The 15,342-nt window shown below is 68.4% G+C and carries 16 protein-coding genes and 4 pseudogenes; 9 read left to right on the top strand and 11 right to left on the bottom strand.

What is annotated here, in order from left to right; genetic code table 11:
* The first annotated feature begins 40 nt into the window (after positions 1-40).
* On the top strand, positions 41-280 hold the full coding sequence (locus tag ACWGI6_RS08235; RefSeq protein ID WP_453266738.1) for a hypothetical protein: 240 nt from the start codon (positions 41-43) through the stop codon (positions 278-280).
* A 119-nt stretch (positions 281-399) separates the two neighbouring features.
* Here ACWGI6_RS08235 and tpg read toward each other — a convergent pair.
* Positions 400-693, bottom strand: a pseudogene (gene tpg, locus ACWGI6_RS08230) (telomere-protecting terminal protein Tpg); the annotation flags it as partial.
* On the opposite strand from tpg, the gene ACWGI6_RS08225 reads away from it, so the two are divergent.
* Positions 678-1,100, top strand: a complete 423-nt coding sequence (locus ACWGI6_RS08225; RefSeq protein ID WP_453266737.1) for a zeta toxin family protein — start codon at positions 678-680, stop codon at positions 1,098-1,100. The pseudogene tpg and the gene ACWGI6_RS08225 overlap by 16 nt on opposite strands.
* Before the next feature lie 497 nt (positions 1,101-1,597).
* Here ACWGI6_RS08225 and ACWGI6_RS08220 read toward each other — a convergent pair whose 3' ends face one another.
* Entirely contained in the window at positions 1,598-2,197 is a 600-nt protein-coding gene (locus ACWGI6_RS08220) for a CGNR zinc finger domain-containing protein (protein ID WP_453266736.1), read from the bottom strand.
* An 85-nt stretch (positions 2,198-2,282) separates the two neighbouring features.
* Between ACWGI6_RS08220 and ACWGI6_RS08215 the strand changes: the two genes are divergently transcribed.
* From ACWGI6_RS08215 to ACWGI6_RS08200, 4 genes and pseudogenes are all read left to right on the top strand, one after another.
* A complete protein-coding gene (locus ACWGI6_RS08215) occupies positions 2,283-3,071 on the top strand; it encodes an MBL fold metallo-hydrolase (protein ID WP_453266735.1) in 789 nt (262 codons plus the stop codon).
* A 764-nt stretch (positions 3,072-3,835) separates the two neighbouring features.
* Positions 3,836-4,252 carry a hypothetical protein gene (locus ACWGI6_RS08210; RefSeq protein ID WP_453266734.1) on the top strand — a complete coding sequence of 139 codons (417 nt, stop codon included), beginning with the start codon at positions 3,836-3,838 and terminating at the stop codon, positions 4,250-4,252.
* Positions 4,253-4,852: 600 nt separating this feature from the next.
* Complete coding sequence (locus ACWGI6_RS08205) at positions 4,853-5,917, top strand: NAD(+)/NADH kinase (RefSeq protein ID WP_453266733.1); 1,065 nt, start codon at positions 4,853-4,855, stop codon at positions 5,915-5,917.
* A 243-nt stretch (positions 5,918-6,160) separates the two neighbouring features.
* Positions 6,161-6,328, top strand: a pseudogene (locus tag ACWGI6_RS08200) (PPOX class F420-dependent enzyme); the annotation flags it as partial.
* A gap of 112 nt (positions 6,329-6,440) precedes the next feature.
* Here the strand turns inward: ACWGI6_RS08200 and ACWGI6_RS08195 are convergent.
* The 6 genes and pseudogenes from ACWGI6_RS08195 to ACWGI6_RS08170 all read right to left on the bottom strand — a co-directional run bounded on the left by ACWGI6_RS08195 (position 6,441) and on the right by ACWGI6_RS08170 (position 11,035).
* The gene (locus ACWGI6_RS08195) at positions 6,441-6,776 is read right to left on the bottom strand and encodes a winged helix-turn-helix domain-containing protein (RefSeq protein ID WP_453266732.1); all 336 of its coding nucleotides are present in this window, start codon (positions 6,774-6,776) and stop codon (positions 6,441-6,443) included.
* Complete coding sequence (locus ACWGI6_RS08190; protein ID WP_453266731.1) at positions 6,763-7,284, bottom strand: hypothetical protein; 522 nt, start codon at positions 7,282-7,284, stop codon at positions 6,763-6,765. The genes ACWGI6_RS08195 and ACWGI6_RS08190 overlap by 14 nt, the downstream gene beginning before the upstream one ends.
* A gap of 92 nt (positions 7,285-7,376) precedes the next feature.
* The gene (locus tag ACWGI6_RS08185; RefSeq protein ID WP_453266863.1) at positions 7,377-7,742 is read right to left on the bottom strand and encodes an AraC family ligand binding domain-containing protein; all 366 of its coding nucleotides are present in this window, start codon (positions 7,740-7,742) and stop codon (positions 7,377-7,379) included.
* A gap of 39 nt (positions 7,743-7,781) precedes the next feature.
* A complete protein-coding gene (locus ACWGI6_RS08180) occupies positions 7,782-9,374 on the bottom strand; it encodes a hypothetical protein (RefSeq protein WP_453266730.1) in 1,593 nt (530 codons plus the stop codon).
* A gap of 517 nt (positions 9,375-9,891) precedes the next feature.
* A pseudogene (locus ACWGI6_RS08175) lies at positions 9,892-10,095 on the bottom strand (transposase); the annotation flags it as partial.
* A gap of 88 nt (positions 10,096-10,183) precedes the next feature.
* Positions 10,184-11,035 carry a LysR family transcriptional regulator gene (locus ACWGI6_RS08170; RefSeq protein ID WP_453266729.1) on the bottom strand — a complete coding sequence of 284 codons (852 nt, stop codon included), beginning with the start codon at positions 11,033-11,035 and terminating at the stop codon, positions 10,184-10,186.
* Between the two features lie 79 nt (positions 11,036-11,114).
* On the opposite strand from ACWGI6_RS08170, the gene ACWGI6_RS08165 reads away from it, so the two are divergent.
* On the top strand, positions 11,115-11,609 hold the full coding sequence (locus tag ACWGI6_RS08165) for a cupin domain-containing protein (protein ID WP_453266728.1): 495 nt from the start codon (positions 11,115-11,117) through the stop codon (positions 11,607-11,609).
* Positions 11,610-11,700: 91 nt separating this feature from the next.
* On the opposite strand, the pseudogene ACWGI6_RS08160 reads toward ACWGI6_RS08165, so the two are convergent.
* Positions 11,701-11,961 (bottom strand): annotated as a pseudogene (locus ACWGI6_RS08160) (FUSC family protein); the annotation flags it as partial.
* Between the two features lie 271 nt (positions 11,962-12,232).
* On the opposite strand from ACWGI6_RS08160, the gene ACWGI6_RS08155 reads away from it, so the two are divergent.
* The gene (locus ACWGI6_RS08155) at positions 12,233-12,640 is read left to right on the top strand and encodes a YciI family protein (RefSeq protein ID WP_393909949.1); all 408 of its coding nucleotides are present in this window, start codon (positions 12,233-12,235) and stop codon (positions 12,638-12,640) included.
* 8 nt (positions 12,641-12,648) lie between these two features.
* Entirely contained in the window at positions 12,649-13,794 is a 1,146-nt protein-coding gene (locus ACWGI6_RS08150) for an RNA polymerase sigma factor (protein WP_453266862.1), read from the top strand.
* A 464-nt stretch (positions 13,795-14,258) separates the two neighbouring features.
* On the opposite strand, the gene ACWGI6_RS08145 is transcribed toward ACWGI6_RS08150, so the two are convergent.
* Positions 14,259-14,471: a hypothetical protein gene (locus ACWGI6_RS08145; RefSeq protein WP_393909950.1), complete on the bottom strand. Its 213-nt coding sequence runs from the start codon at positions 14,469-14,471 to the stop codon at positions 14,259-14,261.
* Positions 14,472-14,520: 49 nt separating this feature from the next.
* Positions 14,521-15,342, bottom strand: coding sequence for a family 1 encapsulin nanocompartment shell protein (locus ACWGI6_RS08140; RefSeq protein ID WP_453266861.1), 822 nt, complete (start codon positions 15,340-15,342; stop codon positions 14,521-14,523).

Below are 15,342 nucleotides of genomic sequence, written 5' to 3'. Positions count from 1 at the left end.
GAATGAGGGGGACACCCCGTATTCCGAAATCACTATCGGAATGGATCTCAAGGACACGGACGAGGACGGCCACCATGTGAAGATCCGTTTCCTCAGCAAGCGCGTCGGGAGCAGCTCGACTGTGAAGTGGAAGTGGCACTCCCAGTACCTAGGCGCGGGCCCTGTCCTAAAGGTCAACACCAAAGTCAAGGACAAGTACGGCATCACGGCCGAGGGCCTCGAGGTGGCGCGATTCGAAGGCAGCACCAAGCTCAACTCCTGCACCGCCTGGGCCAAGTAGGGACCGAGAGCGCACCCGCCATGGCCGTCACGAAAGCTGGCTGAGTAGGCACCGTCCCCCGCGAAGACACATATGAGGGCCTGGAAACCGTCGGTTCCAGGCCCTCACGCATGCCGCCGTCAGAAGTCGAGCTCCACGTAGTCGATGTCGGTGAACTCCACCAAGAGGCCGTCGGCGCGGCGGCCGCGGTCCTTGAAGTAGATCTCCTGCAGGCCTTCGGCGGCGATGTTCTGCAGCTGCTGCTCGGCGGCGCCGGCGGACTGCGCATCGAAGAGCCGGGCTGCGTAAGCCGGGGGCAGGTGCTGGGTGATCAGCCTGATCCGGCCGTCGTCCGTCGTACCAGGGGCGGCAGTGAAGCCGAAGCGGGCGTGGGTCTCGATGGTGATCCCGCCGGTCTGTGCGGCGCGGCGCCGAGGAGGTGTTGACCGGAACCGTCCTGCCCGGCGTCCTGGACGGCGCGGTACCGAAGCCGGATCTGGCACGTCCGGTGGTGGTGTTCGTCGCGGGGCAGCCGGGCAGCGGCAAGACATCGGCCGTCAAGGGTCGCTTCCAAAAGCCCGTCGCCATGGTGCCCCCTTCGGCGGGGATACGTGGGTACTTCCACCAATATGGGGGACCGGCCAGGACCGCGGCGCATCCTCGGTATGACTTCGGCGTGACGCGAACTCGGATCGGTGGAAGAGCGGTTCCCTGCGGACAAGCTCGTCGAGAACACCACGCAGTCGCTCGTCAGTCACGAGGTCGGGTTCCATCCTTACTACCCGACACGACCGAACCCGGCTGGGCATCCAAATGGGTGCCCCCACCCAATGGGTGGTGAGCCGCTCGTCGGTCACCAAGAGGGCTCGGGCCTCTGCCGCTACCGACGGCCAGGTCAGTGCCGGCGTTTCTGCTCAACATTCACGAGCCTGTTGATCACCAACTGCCTCCGGAACCCGTCGACAAGCGCTCTCCTAGAGATGAACGAAGCCAGGCGCTGCTGTCTAAGCGAAGCGTTCGACAGCGAGCCCCAGCCGTTTCGGCTTCCTTGCCGGCGAACGTAGTCGCGTGAGGTAAACACGCCGGGGGTGCTGAATGGCCGTACCGTTCGGGGCTGGGTACGCGGGACCCTACGTCGAGGTGACGTATGCCGATGCTGTACGCGAGCAACAGCGGCGCCCACTGCTGCGACTTCGAGATCATCCGGTTCGAGGACGGTTGCGCCGGTGCGTCCGTCCCCCTGGCCACGGAGCGTGCGTCACTTCCGGGGCCAGTACTGGTCGGCGACGACCGGGCGACACGTCAGCTTCGAGTGACTCCCGGGCGGCACGAGGTTCGTCAGTCTGCCTGCGGCTGGGTGCGCCGGGCGTAGGCGCGGGCGGCGCGGGCGCGGTCACCGCAGCGGGTGGAGCACCAGTGGCGGCGGCCGTGGCGCAGCAGGTAGCGGTTACAGGGGGTAGAAGCGCAGTTGGTGAGACGGTCGGCGTCGGGGTCGGTGAGGAGATCGGCCGCGTTGGCCGCGAGGGTCGCGAGAGCGCGGTCGAGGATCTCGTTGGTGGGGCACGGCGCCGCGCGGTAGGGGCCGTTCTTCTCGTCCCAGTACAGCAGGGCGGCTGTGGGGGCTCTGCTCAGCGCGTCGTTGACGGCGGACAGTGCCGCGGGCAGGGCGGGCAGCCCGGCGACGCGGGCGGCGAACAAGGCCCTGAGGTGTTCGCGCAGGGAGCGCAGCTGCGTCGCGCACATCTCCTGCACCCCGGCGTCGGATGGCGCGAGGCCGTGTTCGGCGAGCCACCGGTTCGTGGCCTCGGGGGTGCCGAGGAGATCAATGAAGTGCCCTCCGGGCAGCGCGATGGCGCTGTTGACGAAGTGGAGGGCCAGATAGTCCTCCGCCCCCGGCGCGGGCGGTGGCACGGGTTCGGCGGTCGCGGTCTCGCTCATAGTTGTCATGGTACGGCTTGCCTTCATCCGTGAGATACCACTAACGTGCTTCACGGATAAATCGCTTCCTATCCGTGAGGTTTTGATGGCTGCTACCAGCACGACCACTGAGCAGATCCCCATCCGAGTCTTCGGCGGACCGACCGCCCTTTTCGAATACGGGGGCCTGCAATTGCTGACCGACCCGACCTTCGACGCGCCCCGCGACTACCACGTGCCGGGTGGCCGGCTGACCAAGACGGCACCCGCCTCCGCCTCGCCGGCCGGCCTTGGCCGTATCGACGTGGTCCTGCTCTCCCACGACGAGCATCCCGACAACCTCGACGACTCCGGCCGGGCAGTACTTGCCGACGTCCCGCTGACCCTGACCACGCCTGGGGGCGGGCAGCGCCTGGGGGCGGGGGCCAGGGGGCTGGCCGACTGGGAATCGATCGCGCTGAACCGCCCCGGCGGCGGCACGATCACTGTCACGGGCGTGCCCGCCGTCCACGGGCCCGGCGCGCGCGAGGAGGTCGAACCGATCACCGGCCAGGTCGTCGGATTCGTCCTGACCGGGGAGGACCTACCCACGGTCTACGTCAGCGGCGACAACGCCTCGCTCGACCTTGTCAAGGAGATCGCCGAACGGTTCGGCCCGGTGGACACCGCGATCCTGTTCGCCGGAGCTCCCCGCTTCCCCGTTCTCTTCGACGGCGCGCTGATCGTCCTCGACAGCGCGCAGGCCGCCGACGCTGCCCAGATCCTTGGTGCCCGCCGGGTGGTTCCCGTCCACTACGACAGCTGGGCGCACTTCACCGAGGGCCGTGACGAACTGGTCGCCGCCTTCACCGAGGCCGGGCTGCTTGACCGCCTGGACCTGGGTGACCGGGGCTGATCGCCCAGCGGGCAGACCGGACGCCGACCGATGCCTCGGCAAGGCCGGTCGGCATTGACCGATTGCCATCGAAAGGTGCTGCAGAGATCTCGTTTCGCACCGCAGCCGACCGGTCTGTACTCCCCTGGGGCCGTTGAGCGTTGGCGGGACCAAACGTCGCAGGCACCTGCCCGAACCGGGGGCCGGTGCCGATCTGGTGTGGGCCGTTGAACAGCGCTCTCCGCGCAGGCGGAGGTGAACCGTCCGGTCCTGGGCAACCGGCGAGGTGCAGTTGCCAAGTGCGGATGACGTCGTGCAGGGGCGTGGTGGGGACAGGGGCGCCGGGGTTACCCGCGCTCAAAGCGCGGCGTCGGAAGGCTGCATCCGCGGCGTGGATGTGATCGTAGACAGGGTCCCGGGTAATGAAAGCGGCACCGGTCTCACGGGCGAGGGCGGGGAAGAATTGCTGCACTTGGGGCGACTGGCATCCCGACCGGCCGGAGACCGAGCAGACCCGACAGTGTCGGCCGGTCGCGGGACGCGGGCCGAGGCATCGTGTGACGAAGACTGGCGGCTTCCGGCTGTCGGGTTCTGGTTCTCGTGCACCACCAGCACTCGGGTGCTGTGGGCGGGTAGGACCTCTTCATGGTATTTCGGTAGCGACTGGGCGGTACCGACGATGCAGAGGTGTGCGTGTGAGAGCGGTGCGGAAATCCGGGGTCGGCGGCATGCTGAGAATCCGTCCGACACCACGGTGGGTCGTTCCCCTGTTCACCATCCTCGGGGTGGCGCTCGTCCCCTGGACCCTGTATCTGGCGTTCACGCTGCCCCGGCGAGCCACCTTGGCCTCCTACGACGCACCGTGGGTCGGATTCGACATCGGCCTGGCCGCCGTCGTTCTGCTGACGGCGGTGCTCGCCCACCGACGACACCGGCAGGTGAATCTCGCGGCCGTGGCGGTGACGACCATGCTGGTGGTCGATGCCTGGTTCGACGTGATGACCACGCCCCGTGGGGAGGCGGGCGGCATTCTCGTCGCTTTGGCCACCGCCTTTCTGGTCGAACTTCCTCTTGCGGTCCTGTCGTTGTGGATCGCGTTGACCGCCGGCGACCTGACCGGCACCGGGCGCCCGCACCCGCCCGGCCGGGAAGCGCGTGCCCAGCGGAATTCGCCCTCGGGTTCGCCGGAGCGGACAGACTGATGCCATGAGTGCCTTGCAGCGGCACCGTCGGGTCGCGTCCTGGACCGGGCGCGGGTCTCCCGGCCGTCTGCCCCGCTCCCCCGTGGCGGGGCGGACGGCCCGGTGAGAGGCGAAGTCCAGAAGGCCGCCTCCCTCACCGATGGCTGCACCTTGACGTCGTGTCAGGGTCAAGGTCCGGGTGCGGGAGCAGTGGCGGCGTTTCCGGCTCGCAGGTGAGCGTGCTGACAATTGCCCGAGAGCGGTCCGCATGACGTTGCCGCCATGGCGGCATCGCGTCCTCCATCAGGCCGCCGGGTGCACGTACGACGACGCCCCTTGTTGCGGCTGCCTTACCCCACCATTGGGATGACTTCGCCCGTGAAGTTGCCCTGCGAATACACACCTACAGCCCTGTACAGGGTGGAATTGCCCCTTGGGCCACGGGCTGTCCCGCACGGTGCATCGCGGCGGGATTCGCTCGCCCGGTGGGCAGTCCTGGTGGGCCAGGTGCGGTCACGGTGTTCATGGCTCCCGCGCCGGTTGCCGGGACGCCCGCAGCCGTCCGAGGCGGGTGTTCCCTCGCCGATGTGCACACGGACGTTCAGAGGGAGAGGACACTGCGTGAGCGTGCAACAGGTGGGCATCGTCGTCCACGAAGGGCGTCCCGCCGCCGTAGCGGCCGCCGATGTCGTCCGACGGTGGTGCGTGCGGCAGGGCGTCGGGTGCGTCGCCATCGACGTGTGGAGTCAGGACGAGCAACGGCGGGATGCGCGGGAGGAGGTCGACGCTGCCGGTGGCCCCGACCTGATCGTCACGCTCGGAGGAGACGGTACCTTCCTCCGCGGAGCGCGCCTGGCCGCACAGAACGACGCTCTGGTCCTCGGCGTCGACCTGGGCACCCTCGGGTTCCTGACCGAAGTCCCGGCCGACGACGTCGAGTGCGCGCTGGACACCGTCCACCACGGTCAGGTGAATGTCGAGACCCGCCTGATGCTGACGATGCGGGCGTCCCGGCCACTGGGACTCCCCGAGGGGATGGAAGCCCTCCTGCGCTACGGCCGGGGCCCCGCGCTCCCGCCCCCGCTGGTGCGCCCCGAGTGTGCCGTCGCCCTCGACTGGGGTGTGGCCCTCAACCTGACGGCCCTCAACGACATCGTCCTGGAAAAACTGGCCCGCGACCGGCAGGTCTCCCTCGGCGTGTACCTCTCGGGCCAACTGCTCGCCTCGTACTCCGCCGACGCCGTCCTGGTCGCCACCCCCACCGGATCCACCGCCTACAGCTTCGCCGCCGGCGGCCCTGTCATCTCCCCCGCGGCCGATGCCATCGTCTTCACCCCCGTCGCCCCGCACATGACCTTCAACCGCTCGGTAGTTGCCGCCCCCGACGAGGCCGTTGCCGTGCGCGTCCTGGAACACTCCGGCCGCGCGGCGGTGAGCGTCGACGGCCAGTTGCGCGGCGTCCTCGATCCGGGGGACTGGATCGGCGTCTACGCGGCACCGCGGCGCCTGCGCGTCGTGCGACTCGGACCGACCGACTTCTACGGCCGGCTGCGGGAGCGCATGCGCCTGACCGACGCCCCCGCGGCAGCCGACGCCGGCATCACCCCCCTGTGGCCCCACACCAGCCCACCCCCCGCAGATCTCGCGCACCTCCGCCTTCCACCCCTCCCCCTGGACGTCGACTGAACTGAACGCCGACCACCGACCACCCGGCCCCGCGGGCCCACACGCAGCACCGGAAGCGGCACCGTGCGGCACAGGAATCCTGCCGGGCAATCCGGGCCCGAGGTATGACCTTCCTGACACGCGCTCCACGGCTCCGACAGGAACTCGTGGAGAGCGATGTCGACCGCCGGCGAAGCCGTCAGGAGCCCAGCGGCGGCACACCGTCCATCGGCGCCAGCGGCCGCCCCGGCTTCCGGGGTGGAGGTGAGCGAGGACGCACAGCAGGTACGCGAATGGGCGGCCCGGATCGCGGCCCGCTACGTGGGAGAGAACCGTGCACCGGAGTACGCCGCCCGGAACGGCGTGCCCGGGATCCTCCTGGTACGGATGTCGATCGACAAGGTCGTGGCGATCAGCGGCGTAGCCGACTGAGAGAGCAGATGCGAGGCAATGGCGCCGGCCTTGGTCAGCTGCGTCAGGTTTGCACAGGCGGATGAGGTCTGTACGCGCGCAACCAGTGGGCGTCGCGTCCTCGATCCTTTGGCTACGGCTCCGCTAATCCGCCTCCGTCATCACCGGAGACGCGTTGCGCCGACCGGGCCGCGATATCCTGCAATGCCGTCAGATGCGCTTGCAGTGCGAGGTGTCCGTCACGGCTCAAGTTCAGCCAGGTACGGGGAGTCTTACCGACGTAGCCCTTCTTCACCTCGACGAATCCTCGTTTGCTCAGCGTGCTGATCTGTTTGGACAGCGCCGAATCCGACAGGTTCAGGGAGTCGCGGACGAACTTGAACTCGGCCCATCGTGTGGCCGCCAGCAGTGCGGTGATCGACAGGCGGGTGGGGTCCAGCAACAACGGGTCGATCTCAGGAGCGGTCATGGGCGTCCCCGAGTTGACTGAGGCGCTTGAGTCGCTCGGTCTGACGGTTGGACTGGAGCATCGCCGCCAGCCCGAGAGCAAGCCCCATCAGCAGATGCCAGTAGGGGATGTGGGTCAGGATCACGCCAAAAGTCAGGAAAGCGACGGCGGCGACGCCTATGAAGGTAAACGTCCGCCGGCGAGAACGCTGCTCCGCCAACCCCGGCGGGATGATCCCCCGGACCTGCAACCCCGGCGGAAGGCCGAGCAGGCTCCGCCCCCATCGCGTGTACTGGCCGACGAGAAACGCCACGGTCAGGGGCGCCAGAACCCCGAAGCACCATGGCCACCACCGTTCCAGGTGGAGTAGCGGCAGGAGGTCGGGTGTGGCGAAGACCAGGAACAGATGGGCACCCCAGGCTATCGAGAACCAACGGGGCTGACGTTGTGCGTCTATCGCCTGGTCGCGTCGCCGCTGGACGTCGTCAAGAGCGCGGGCTGCGTGTTGAGCGTCGGGTTCAAGGGGCACGGGCCACCTCCGGGCGAGGTCGTAGGAGTCAGCGGAAGCACTTTCCTGAACGGAAAGCTACCAAGCACTTTCCGCTGAGGCAAGTACTTGCCTCAGCGGAAGAAGAAGGAACACGGGGAGAGCCGGTCTCCGTATTCGTGGACGAGGTGGCGCAGCGTCTCGATGTGAGCGTCGAGGGGGATGGAGGCCAGGTCTCCGTATTCGTGGACGAGGTGGCGCAGTGCGAGGCCGGCGGAGCGGGCGTGGCGCCCGGCGAGGACCATGGGCGAGTCGTCCTGGAGGGGCTCCGCGGGCACGAAGCCGGGTTGCCAGATGACGAGGGTGCCCCGCGCCGCGGGGTGATCCCACGGAACGTAGTGATGGACCTGGCCGGCTCGCACCCAGAGCCAGGAGCCGGGTTCCAGCGTGTAGTCCTGGAAGTCCACGGTGTGCCGTACCGTGCCCTGCCGGACGTGGATCAGATGGTGGAAGACCGGCCGGAGCGGCGCCGACAGGCGCTAGCCGTACGCCTTCAAGGCGTTCCGCAGCCTCTCCTCCGGCCCGTGCACGAACAGCGCCCGCAGTCCGCTCAGGGGATCGCAGATGTGGATGTGGTCGTCGTCATCTTCATCGGGATCTTCGTCGTACTCGTCGTCATCTCCCGAGTCGGATTCCGGCCACGCCACCATCGGGACGTCGTACAGATGGGGTTCGTCGGAGGGCTGCGGGCGCCACCTCCACACGGCACCGCACTGCCGGACCTGGACCTCCCCGAAGTACCAGGCCGCGCCGACCAGGAACGGGTCGTCCTGCGAGGCCGAGATCTCCTCGTAGGTGCCGAACAGTCCACGCACCAGGCCTTCGAGCCGGTCGAGGGACTGAGGAGAGAAGTCCCACTCGGCGGTTCCTCCGCCCACTTCCTCGGCCCACGCGGGGAAGGCCTGCCGCCGTTCGGCCAGCCAGGTGTTCAGCCGGTAGTTGTCCTCCCAGTCCGGACCCGCCAGGTCATCCGCCTCCTCCAGTTCCTTCAGCTCCTCTCCCGTGACGGGCGGCAGGGCCGGTGTCTCCAGATGTTCCGGGCGGACCAGCGGCCACAGCGCGGTGGGCCAGGTCGGCTCCCCCCAGACGTACTCCCCCTCCGGTACGCGGTCCGGGAAGCGGTCCACCACGTCGCGCAGACTCTCGCCGGCAATGACGTCACGCAACATGACGGGGAGAAGTTCGGCGTGACCGTCGTAACGGAGCCGCTGGTTGACGAATACGGCGCCGGCCCAGTAGCCGTCCTCCGCGTGCCAAGTTCCGGGCGGAGCGTCGGGGTTGACCCCGCGGTACTGCCACTGGGCGCCCTTGCGCTCGACGATGCACTGACCCACGTACCAGGCGGCCATGACCCAGAACGGTTCGTCGCTGGCCTCGTAGTAGTCCTCGACCGTCGGGAAACTCTTGCGCAGCAGCGCCTCCAGCCTGTCCAGGGACTTGGGGGTGAAGTTCCAGCGTTCCCGGCCGCCGGCTGCCTTGGCCCACCAGTTGAGGTAGTCGAGCATGCGGGCGTTCCGCCAGCGGTACGCGGTGTCGGCGGCCGTGAGCAGGCACCCGTAGTAAACCCACGGCGTGGTCACCCGCTTCGGCCACCACTCCGGGTGCTCCCGCTGCCGGGCCCTGACTGCCTTGCGCAGCAGGCGCGCGACTGTGGCGAAGACCTTCCCGGTCCTCTCCGTTACGGCCTGACCGACGAGAAGGAGCGGAACGACCGGTTCAAGGCCGAGGACAGGATCCGGGCACACCACGGGCAGCCCGTCCGTGCCCGCGCTCTCGTCCCAGTCCCAGCGCCCGCCTGCTTCCTCCAGTAGCGTCTCGCCCAGATAGACCGCGACGGACTCGATGAATATCGCGTTCGAGTCGCTGCCGTCGTCGCCTTTGCAGAAGTCGAGCAGGTGCTCCTCCAGTTCCGGCAGCTCACGAGCGCTGTATTCGTGCTCCCATTCCTCGTAGGTGAACTCGTCGAGGAACCGGTCCATGATCTCGTGCAGGCACTCAATCCACAGGTACAACTTGTGCGCGGGAGAGTCCTCCGGAGCGTGCCTGCCCGCCATGTATACGTCGTCCGCCATGTAGTCATCCATGTAACTCCCCCGTGTAGACATTCCTGAGGCCCGACCGCAGTGGCGCTTCGTCAGGTTCTTTTGGTCGTGTGGTCTGTGACGTCGTGCGCTCTGTGTCGTCGTGTGGTCCATGACGTCGTGAAGTCTGTGACGTCGTGTGATCTGTGGTGGTGCATGCTGCCGTCCTGGATCCAGGGGAAGGTTAAATCGTCCTTGCTGTCGGCGTCATCGCACGCTGTCCGGCAGTCCCGGCCAGTGGTGCGGGACCCTGCACCTCAAGTCCCCCGTACCTCAAGTCCGGCACGCAGCAGCGGAATCGGCGGAGTGGCTCAAGGGCGGCATGGCTCTCCGCATCGTAGGTCTGACCCCGCCGTTCGGCGGGAAGTTCCGGCTCCCAGGTGCAAGCGCCATGGCAGCGAAAGCAGACACGGCTCGCAGCCTGGCAGGCCCGCGATCAGCGCCATTACCTGCTGGGGCTTTGCCCCTCCCCCAGATCGTGACGTTCTCGCCGACGGGCCGCATCTTTCGGCGCCTGGCGCCATGCACAGCCGGAGGGAGCCACGAACACGATCCCGGCCAGGACCTCGCGATCGCCGAACCGCCGCCGTCCACCGCCTTGAGGCCGTACCGGAGCCACCTCCACCACCCGCTCGAACAATCCCCACCGCCCCTCGGAACGAGATGACGAAGTGTGAGGCGAACGGTCGCGCCGGTTCTGCCGTCGTGCCATCGGCAGTCTCACGGCCCTGGGCTCGGGAGGATCGGAGCGTGGGTTCGCGCACGCCTACTGGTCATACTCGGAGCCGCCGGTGAGACCCTCAGGCGTGGTAGGCGGCGGCCGCGATCCGGACGAACGAGCGGATCAGCGGATTCGAGTCGCCCTCGTTCCATACCGCCACCACGCGGCTCGGCGGCATGTCGATCAGCGGCACCACGCTGAGCCCCTCTGCTGGCTCGTGGTCCAGGAGAGTCATGCCGACCGTGCCGTTCCAGAGAACAGCTTGCTGACATTCCTGGACGGCGCGCACCACCGGACCCTCGCGAGTTTCCCCGCCGTTCCAGTACGACTGCCAGGCTGGGTCGGTGCCCTCCGGGAAGACGAACCAGCGGCGGTCGGCCAGGTCGGCCAGCTTCAGGCTGTCGCGGCGGGCCAGCGGATCGTCGGCGCGCAGCAGCGCTCCCACCGGGTCGGCGCGCAGCTCGTGCACGGTCAGGCCGGTCTCGTCGAAAGGCCCGCGGGTCAGGGCGACGTCGACCAGTCCGGCATGCAGCCCGCAGGTGGGATCGGTCAGGTCGGTCTCACGGATGCGGACTTCAACGCGCGGGTGCCGCCGGTGGTAGGCGTCGGCCAGCCGGGTTGCGTCCGGGTCGGTGCTGTCACCCAGGATGCCGACGGTGATGGCCGCGTCGCCGGCCGCCGCTGCTACGCGTACGCGTACCCGGTCGGCCTGGTCGAGCAGGGCGCGCGCCTCATCGAGCAGTACCGCCCCCACCGGAGTGAGTGTGACACCGGCGGAGGATCGGTCGAACAGCGCGGCGCCGACCTCGGTCTCCAGCAGCTTGATCGCCCGGCTCAGTGGTGGCTGACTCATGTGCAGCCGGGCAGCGGCCCGGCCGAAGTGGAGTTCCTCGGCAACCGCCACGAAATAGCGCAGCGTGCGTAGCTCCATGGTGCAACGATACCCATACGGTATCGAGGTCGCCGAATGGGTCTTGGACAGTCGCAGGCCCTGGCAGTGGAATCGAAGCATGACTGACGATCTGAAGGCCAGTGAGCCGATTGCCGACCCCGCCGTCTCAGTGGTCGGTCCGGGCGACGGTGAGACGATCTTCCTGGGCACCACGCGACTGCGCGTCCTCGAAGACGGCAGCAACACCGGGCACCGGCTCGGGCTCGCCGAGTCCGTCCTCGCGCCGCACACGCCCGGTCCTCCGCAGCACCGTCACGCCCAGCACGACGAGGGTTTCTACATCATCTCCGGCACGGTGCGGTTCACGGTCGGAGAGAAGGACTACGACGCGACCGCGGGCACGCTCGTGATGGTCCCGCCCGGAGCCCCGCACACTTTCGCCAACATGACCGACCAACCAGCCGTCATGCTCAGCACATTCACACCAGACCTCTACGTGCAGTACTTCCGAGAACTGCAGGACATGATTGCCGGCGGCCAGGCTTTGACCCCACAGGCGAGCATCCAAACAATGAGCCGTTACGCCACCGAGCCCGCTACCGAGTTCCCCTAGAGGGGCGTGTCTCCTTGGTGCTCTGAGGGACCGCGCATTCCGTGGATGGTGTGGATGCGTGGCTGGAACCGATCAGTCCAGTTCACCCACAGGGGTAGGGCAGGTTGCGCGCGAACGTGGTGGTGAAGGCGCCCAACATGGCGTAGACAGCAAGCTGAGCCCGCCCGGCCGGCACCAGCGGAAGAGCCGGCAGTGCCTTGGCAAGCGCTGCACGCAGGGCGAAGGCGAACGCCCCGTCCACCCTGTGCAGGGCAAGTGCACCGCGCGGAGAGACCACGCGCCTGACACCGGCCACCGAACGCCGCCAACTGCTCCCGGTCACGGCAAGACGAAAAGGGCGCGAAGGGGGCATATTCGGTGTATATCGAGGATCTCAGTGCACCGCTGGCACAGCGTCCCGCCGAGCTTGGCGACCTCGGAGGCCTCGCTCCGTCTCGCCCTCGCGCCACGCCGTGGATCCGGACACCGCGAGACGGCTCACCCGGGCTCATCTGGACCGCTCACCCGGGCTCGTCCGAGAGAGCCAAAAAAAATCGGCCGGCGATGTCGAGAACCCGTGACTGGCTCCGTCCCCGAGGTGAACGTGACCAAAATAGGTCGCACCAGCACCGAGGAGAGACACGATGGCCAAGTACCTGCTGCTCAAGCACTACCGCGGCGCCCCGGCTGCAGTGAACGACGTGCCGATGGACCAGTGGACGCCGGCGGAGATCTCGGCGCACATGCAGTACATGCAGGACTTCGCGGCCCGGCTCGAGGGGACCGGCGAGTTCGTCGACGGTCAGGCGCTCGCTCCCGAGGGGAGGTGGGTCCGGTACGACGGTGAGGGTCGCCCGCCGGTCACCGACGGCCCGTTCGCCGAGACCAAGGACCTCATCGCCGGCTGGATGGTGATCGACGTCGACAGCTACGAGCGCGCCGTCGAGCTGGCCGGGGAACTGTCGGCCGCCCCTGGTGCGGGCGGGAAGCCGATCCACGAGTGGCTCGAGGTCCGCCCGTTCCTGGCCGCGCCGCCCACCATCACGGAGTGACCTCTCAGGTGAACGAGGTCCTGCTCCGGAGCCTCACCCCGAGCGTGCTCGGGATCCTCGTCCGCCGCGGAGTCAGCTTCGCGGCGGCCGAGGACGCCGTGCAGGACGCGCTGGTCGAGGCGGTCCGCGTCTGGCCGGCCGACCCGCCGCGGGACCCGAAGGGCTGGCTCGTCACCGTGGCCTGGCGCCGGTTCCTCGACGCGAACCGGGCGGACACCGCCCGCCGCCGGCGGGAGGACCTCGTCGACGAGGAGCCGGCGCCCGGCCCCGCACCCGCGGTGGACGACACGCTCCAGCTCTACTTCCTGTGCGCCCACCCGTCGCTGACGCCGTCGTCCGCGGTCGCGCTCACGCTGCGCGCCGTCGGCGGGCTGACCACCCGCCAGATCGCCCAGGCCTACCTGGTGCCCGAGGCGACCATGGCCCAGCGCATCAGCCGGGCCAAGCGCACCGTCTCCGGCGTGCGGTTCGACCAGCCCGGCGACGTCGCCACCGTGCTGCGCGTCCTCTACTTGGTCTTCAACGAGGGCTACTCCGGCGACGTCGACCTCGCCGCCGAGGCCATCCGGCTCACCCGGCAGCTCGCGGCCGCGATCGACCACCCCGAGGTGGCGGGGCTGCTCGCCCTCATGCTGCTCCACCACGCCCGGTGCGCCGCCCGGACCGCGCCCGACGGCAGTCTGGTGCCGCTCGCCGAGCAGGACCGGGGCCGGTGGGACACCGAGTCGATCGCCGAGGGCGTCGAGATCCTGCAGGCGGCCCTTGCCCGCGACCGGCTGGGCGAGTTCCAGGCCCAGGCCGCCGTCGCGGCACTCCACGCCGACGCGCCCACCGCCGAGGAGACCGACTGGGTGCAGATCGTCGAGTGGTACGACGAGCTCGCGCGCCTGACCGACAGCCCGGTCGTCCGGCTCAACCGCGCGGTGGCCGTCGGCGAGGCCGACGGACCGCGCGCCGGCCTGGCGGCGCTCGCGGCGCTGAACGACTCACTGCCCCGCCACACCGCGGTGGCGGCGTACCTCCACGAGCGCGACGGCGACCTGGCGACGGCGGCACGGCTGTACGCCGAGGCGGCCCAAAAGGCACCCAACCTCGCCGAGCGCGACCACCTGACGCGCCAGGCCGCCCGGCTCAACGCCCGCCGGTGTCGCTGATGGGTCGCGCTCGGTTTTCCCCGCGTCCCAGCGACGACCCGTCCCTGCCCGGGGAGTGATGCGACCGTGCCCCGGCAGACGCCAGAAGCTGACCGTCTGATCGGGGCGCAACCCGCCCCGCCCCCGACGACATCCAACGTCACCACCAGCGACGCTCAGCCGACAGGGTGACAGCCGGAGCCGCTCAGGACGCCAAGGTCATCCCGTGGCGGGTTTCCGGCGTATCCGGGTCATGCCCGATGCCGGCCCTTCGCTGACCTGGAGTGCGACGCTTGCCCCTCTGAGCTGCGGAGACACTGACCTGCTGCATCTTCAGGTTCCATAGTGACTTGGCGGGTAGGGCTCTCGTTCCTTTCGATGCGCTGCCATCGTCGGCATCTCGCCCGAGGCAACCTCGCGGGCGATCTCGGTTTCCTCCGCTTCGTACAGGGTCCCGGGGTTCTCGCGTTGCCCCGCACGAAGGCCTACCTCCTGTCGATCCTGCAGAGTGCGCCTCTCAAGTGCTTCATCATCAGGTCGCCGCGGCAGGCCTCTTCCATGGCCGCCCCCCGGGTTCCCTTCGACTGCTCGGTTGGATTTGTGATGATGCGCCATGCGTCCTCCTTCGTGAAACCGCGGCCTGGTTCCGCCAGATCGGCGGAGACCTCGCGTCCACCCTTGCCGTCGAGCCTCTTCACGCATCTCCCTGGCCGGGTGCTGACGGTGGCGCGGCGGCTCAGATCTCCCTCACCCCTCCACCCATCCGTTCGCCGGCGGACCGAGGGCAACCACGGCCTCGTCCGTGTACACCAGGAACGTCAAGGTCTGACGAAAGTAGAGCTCGATCTGGGTCTCGTCGTGCGCCGTATAGCCAATCGCCAGATCCTCGCCAAGTTTCAATTCAAAGTCCCCGCCTCGTGTGGACAGCAGGCATGCCCCGTCGAGTGCGGGCGCCCAGATCAGGTGGCCGTCCAGCATGCGACCGAGATGAGCCGCGATGGGATAGCCATGATCAGAGGTCTCGTTGACCGCTGTGCACGCAGCGGCGCCCAGCAGCAGTGAATACGGTCCTCCGACGCCTGCCAGACGGAGAGTGGTCAGAGCGCGGCTGACGGCATCCGGGAAGTCGCGTGGATTTTCCGGGAGAGTCAGAACTGGATTGGACGTACGATCACGCAGGCCATCGATGCCCGCTGCTTCATATCCGTCGAAAATTGCCCGGTCTTCGACGAATGCCATGGCGCGCGCTGCGTCCTTGACCGGCTGCCAGTCAGAGTCCTTGGCGCCGCGATCGACATCGTCAATCGCGGCGCGTCCCACCTTGAACGGCACGCGGAGTTCCACCAGGGGCTGTGCTTCGCGTAGTTGTGCAGTGACACCCTCCGCCGGCCCCTTGATGCTGGACAGATGGCCTGTCCCCATCGCAGCGGTCTCGGGGCCGTCGGGGCCGGAGACATCCACAACTCGCCGACCTGCAAGATTGCGCCGGAAGGTGCGGCGCGCCTCGTCTTCGATTTCGGCCCACGCCTCGGGCGTGATCGGGGCAAGCTCGCGATGCAGGTTGTTCAT

This window comes from Streptomyces sp. NPDC054786 (assembly GCF_053611685.1).
The sequence above is the reverse complement of the archived record's forward strand: the minus strand, read 5'-3'. Positions and strand labels throughout refer to the sequence as shown.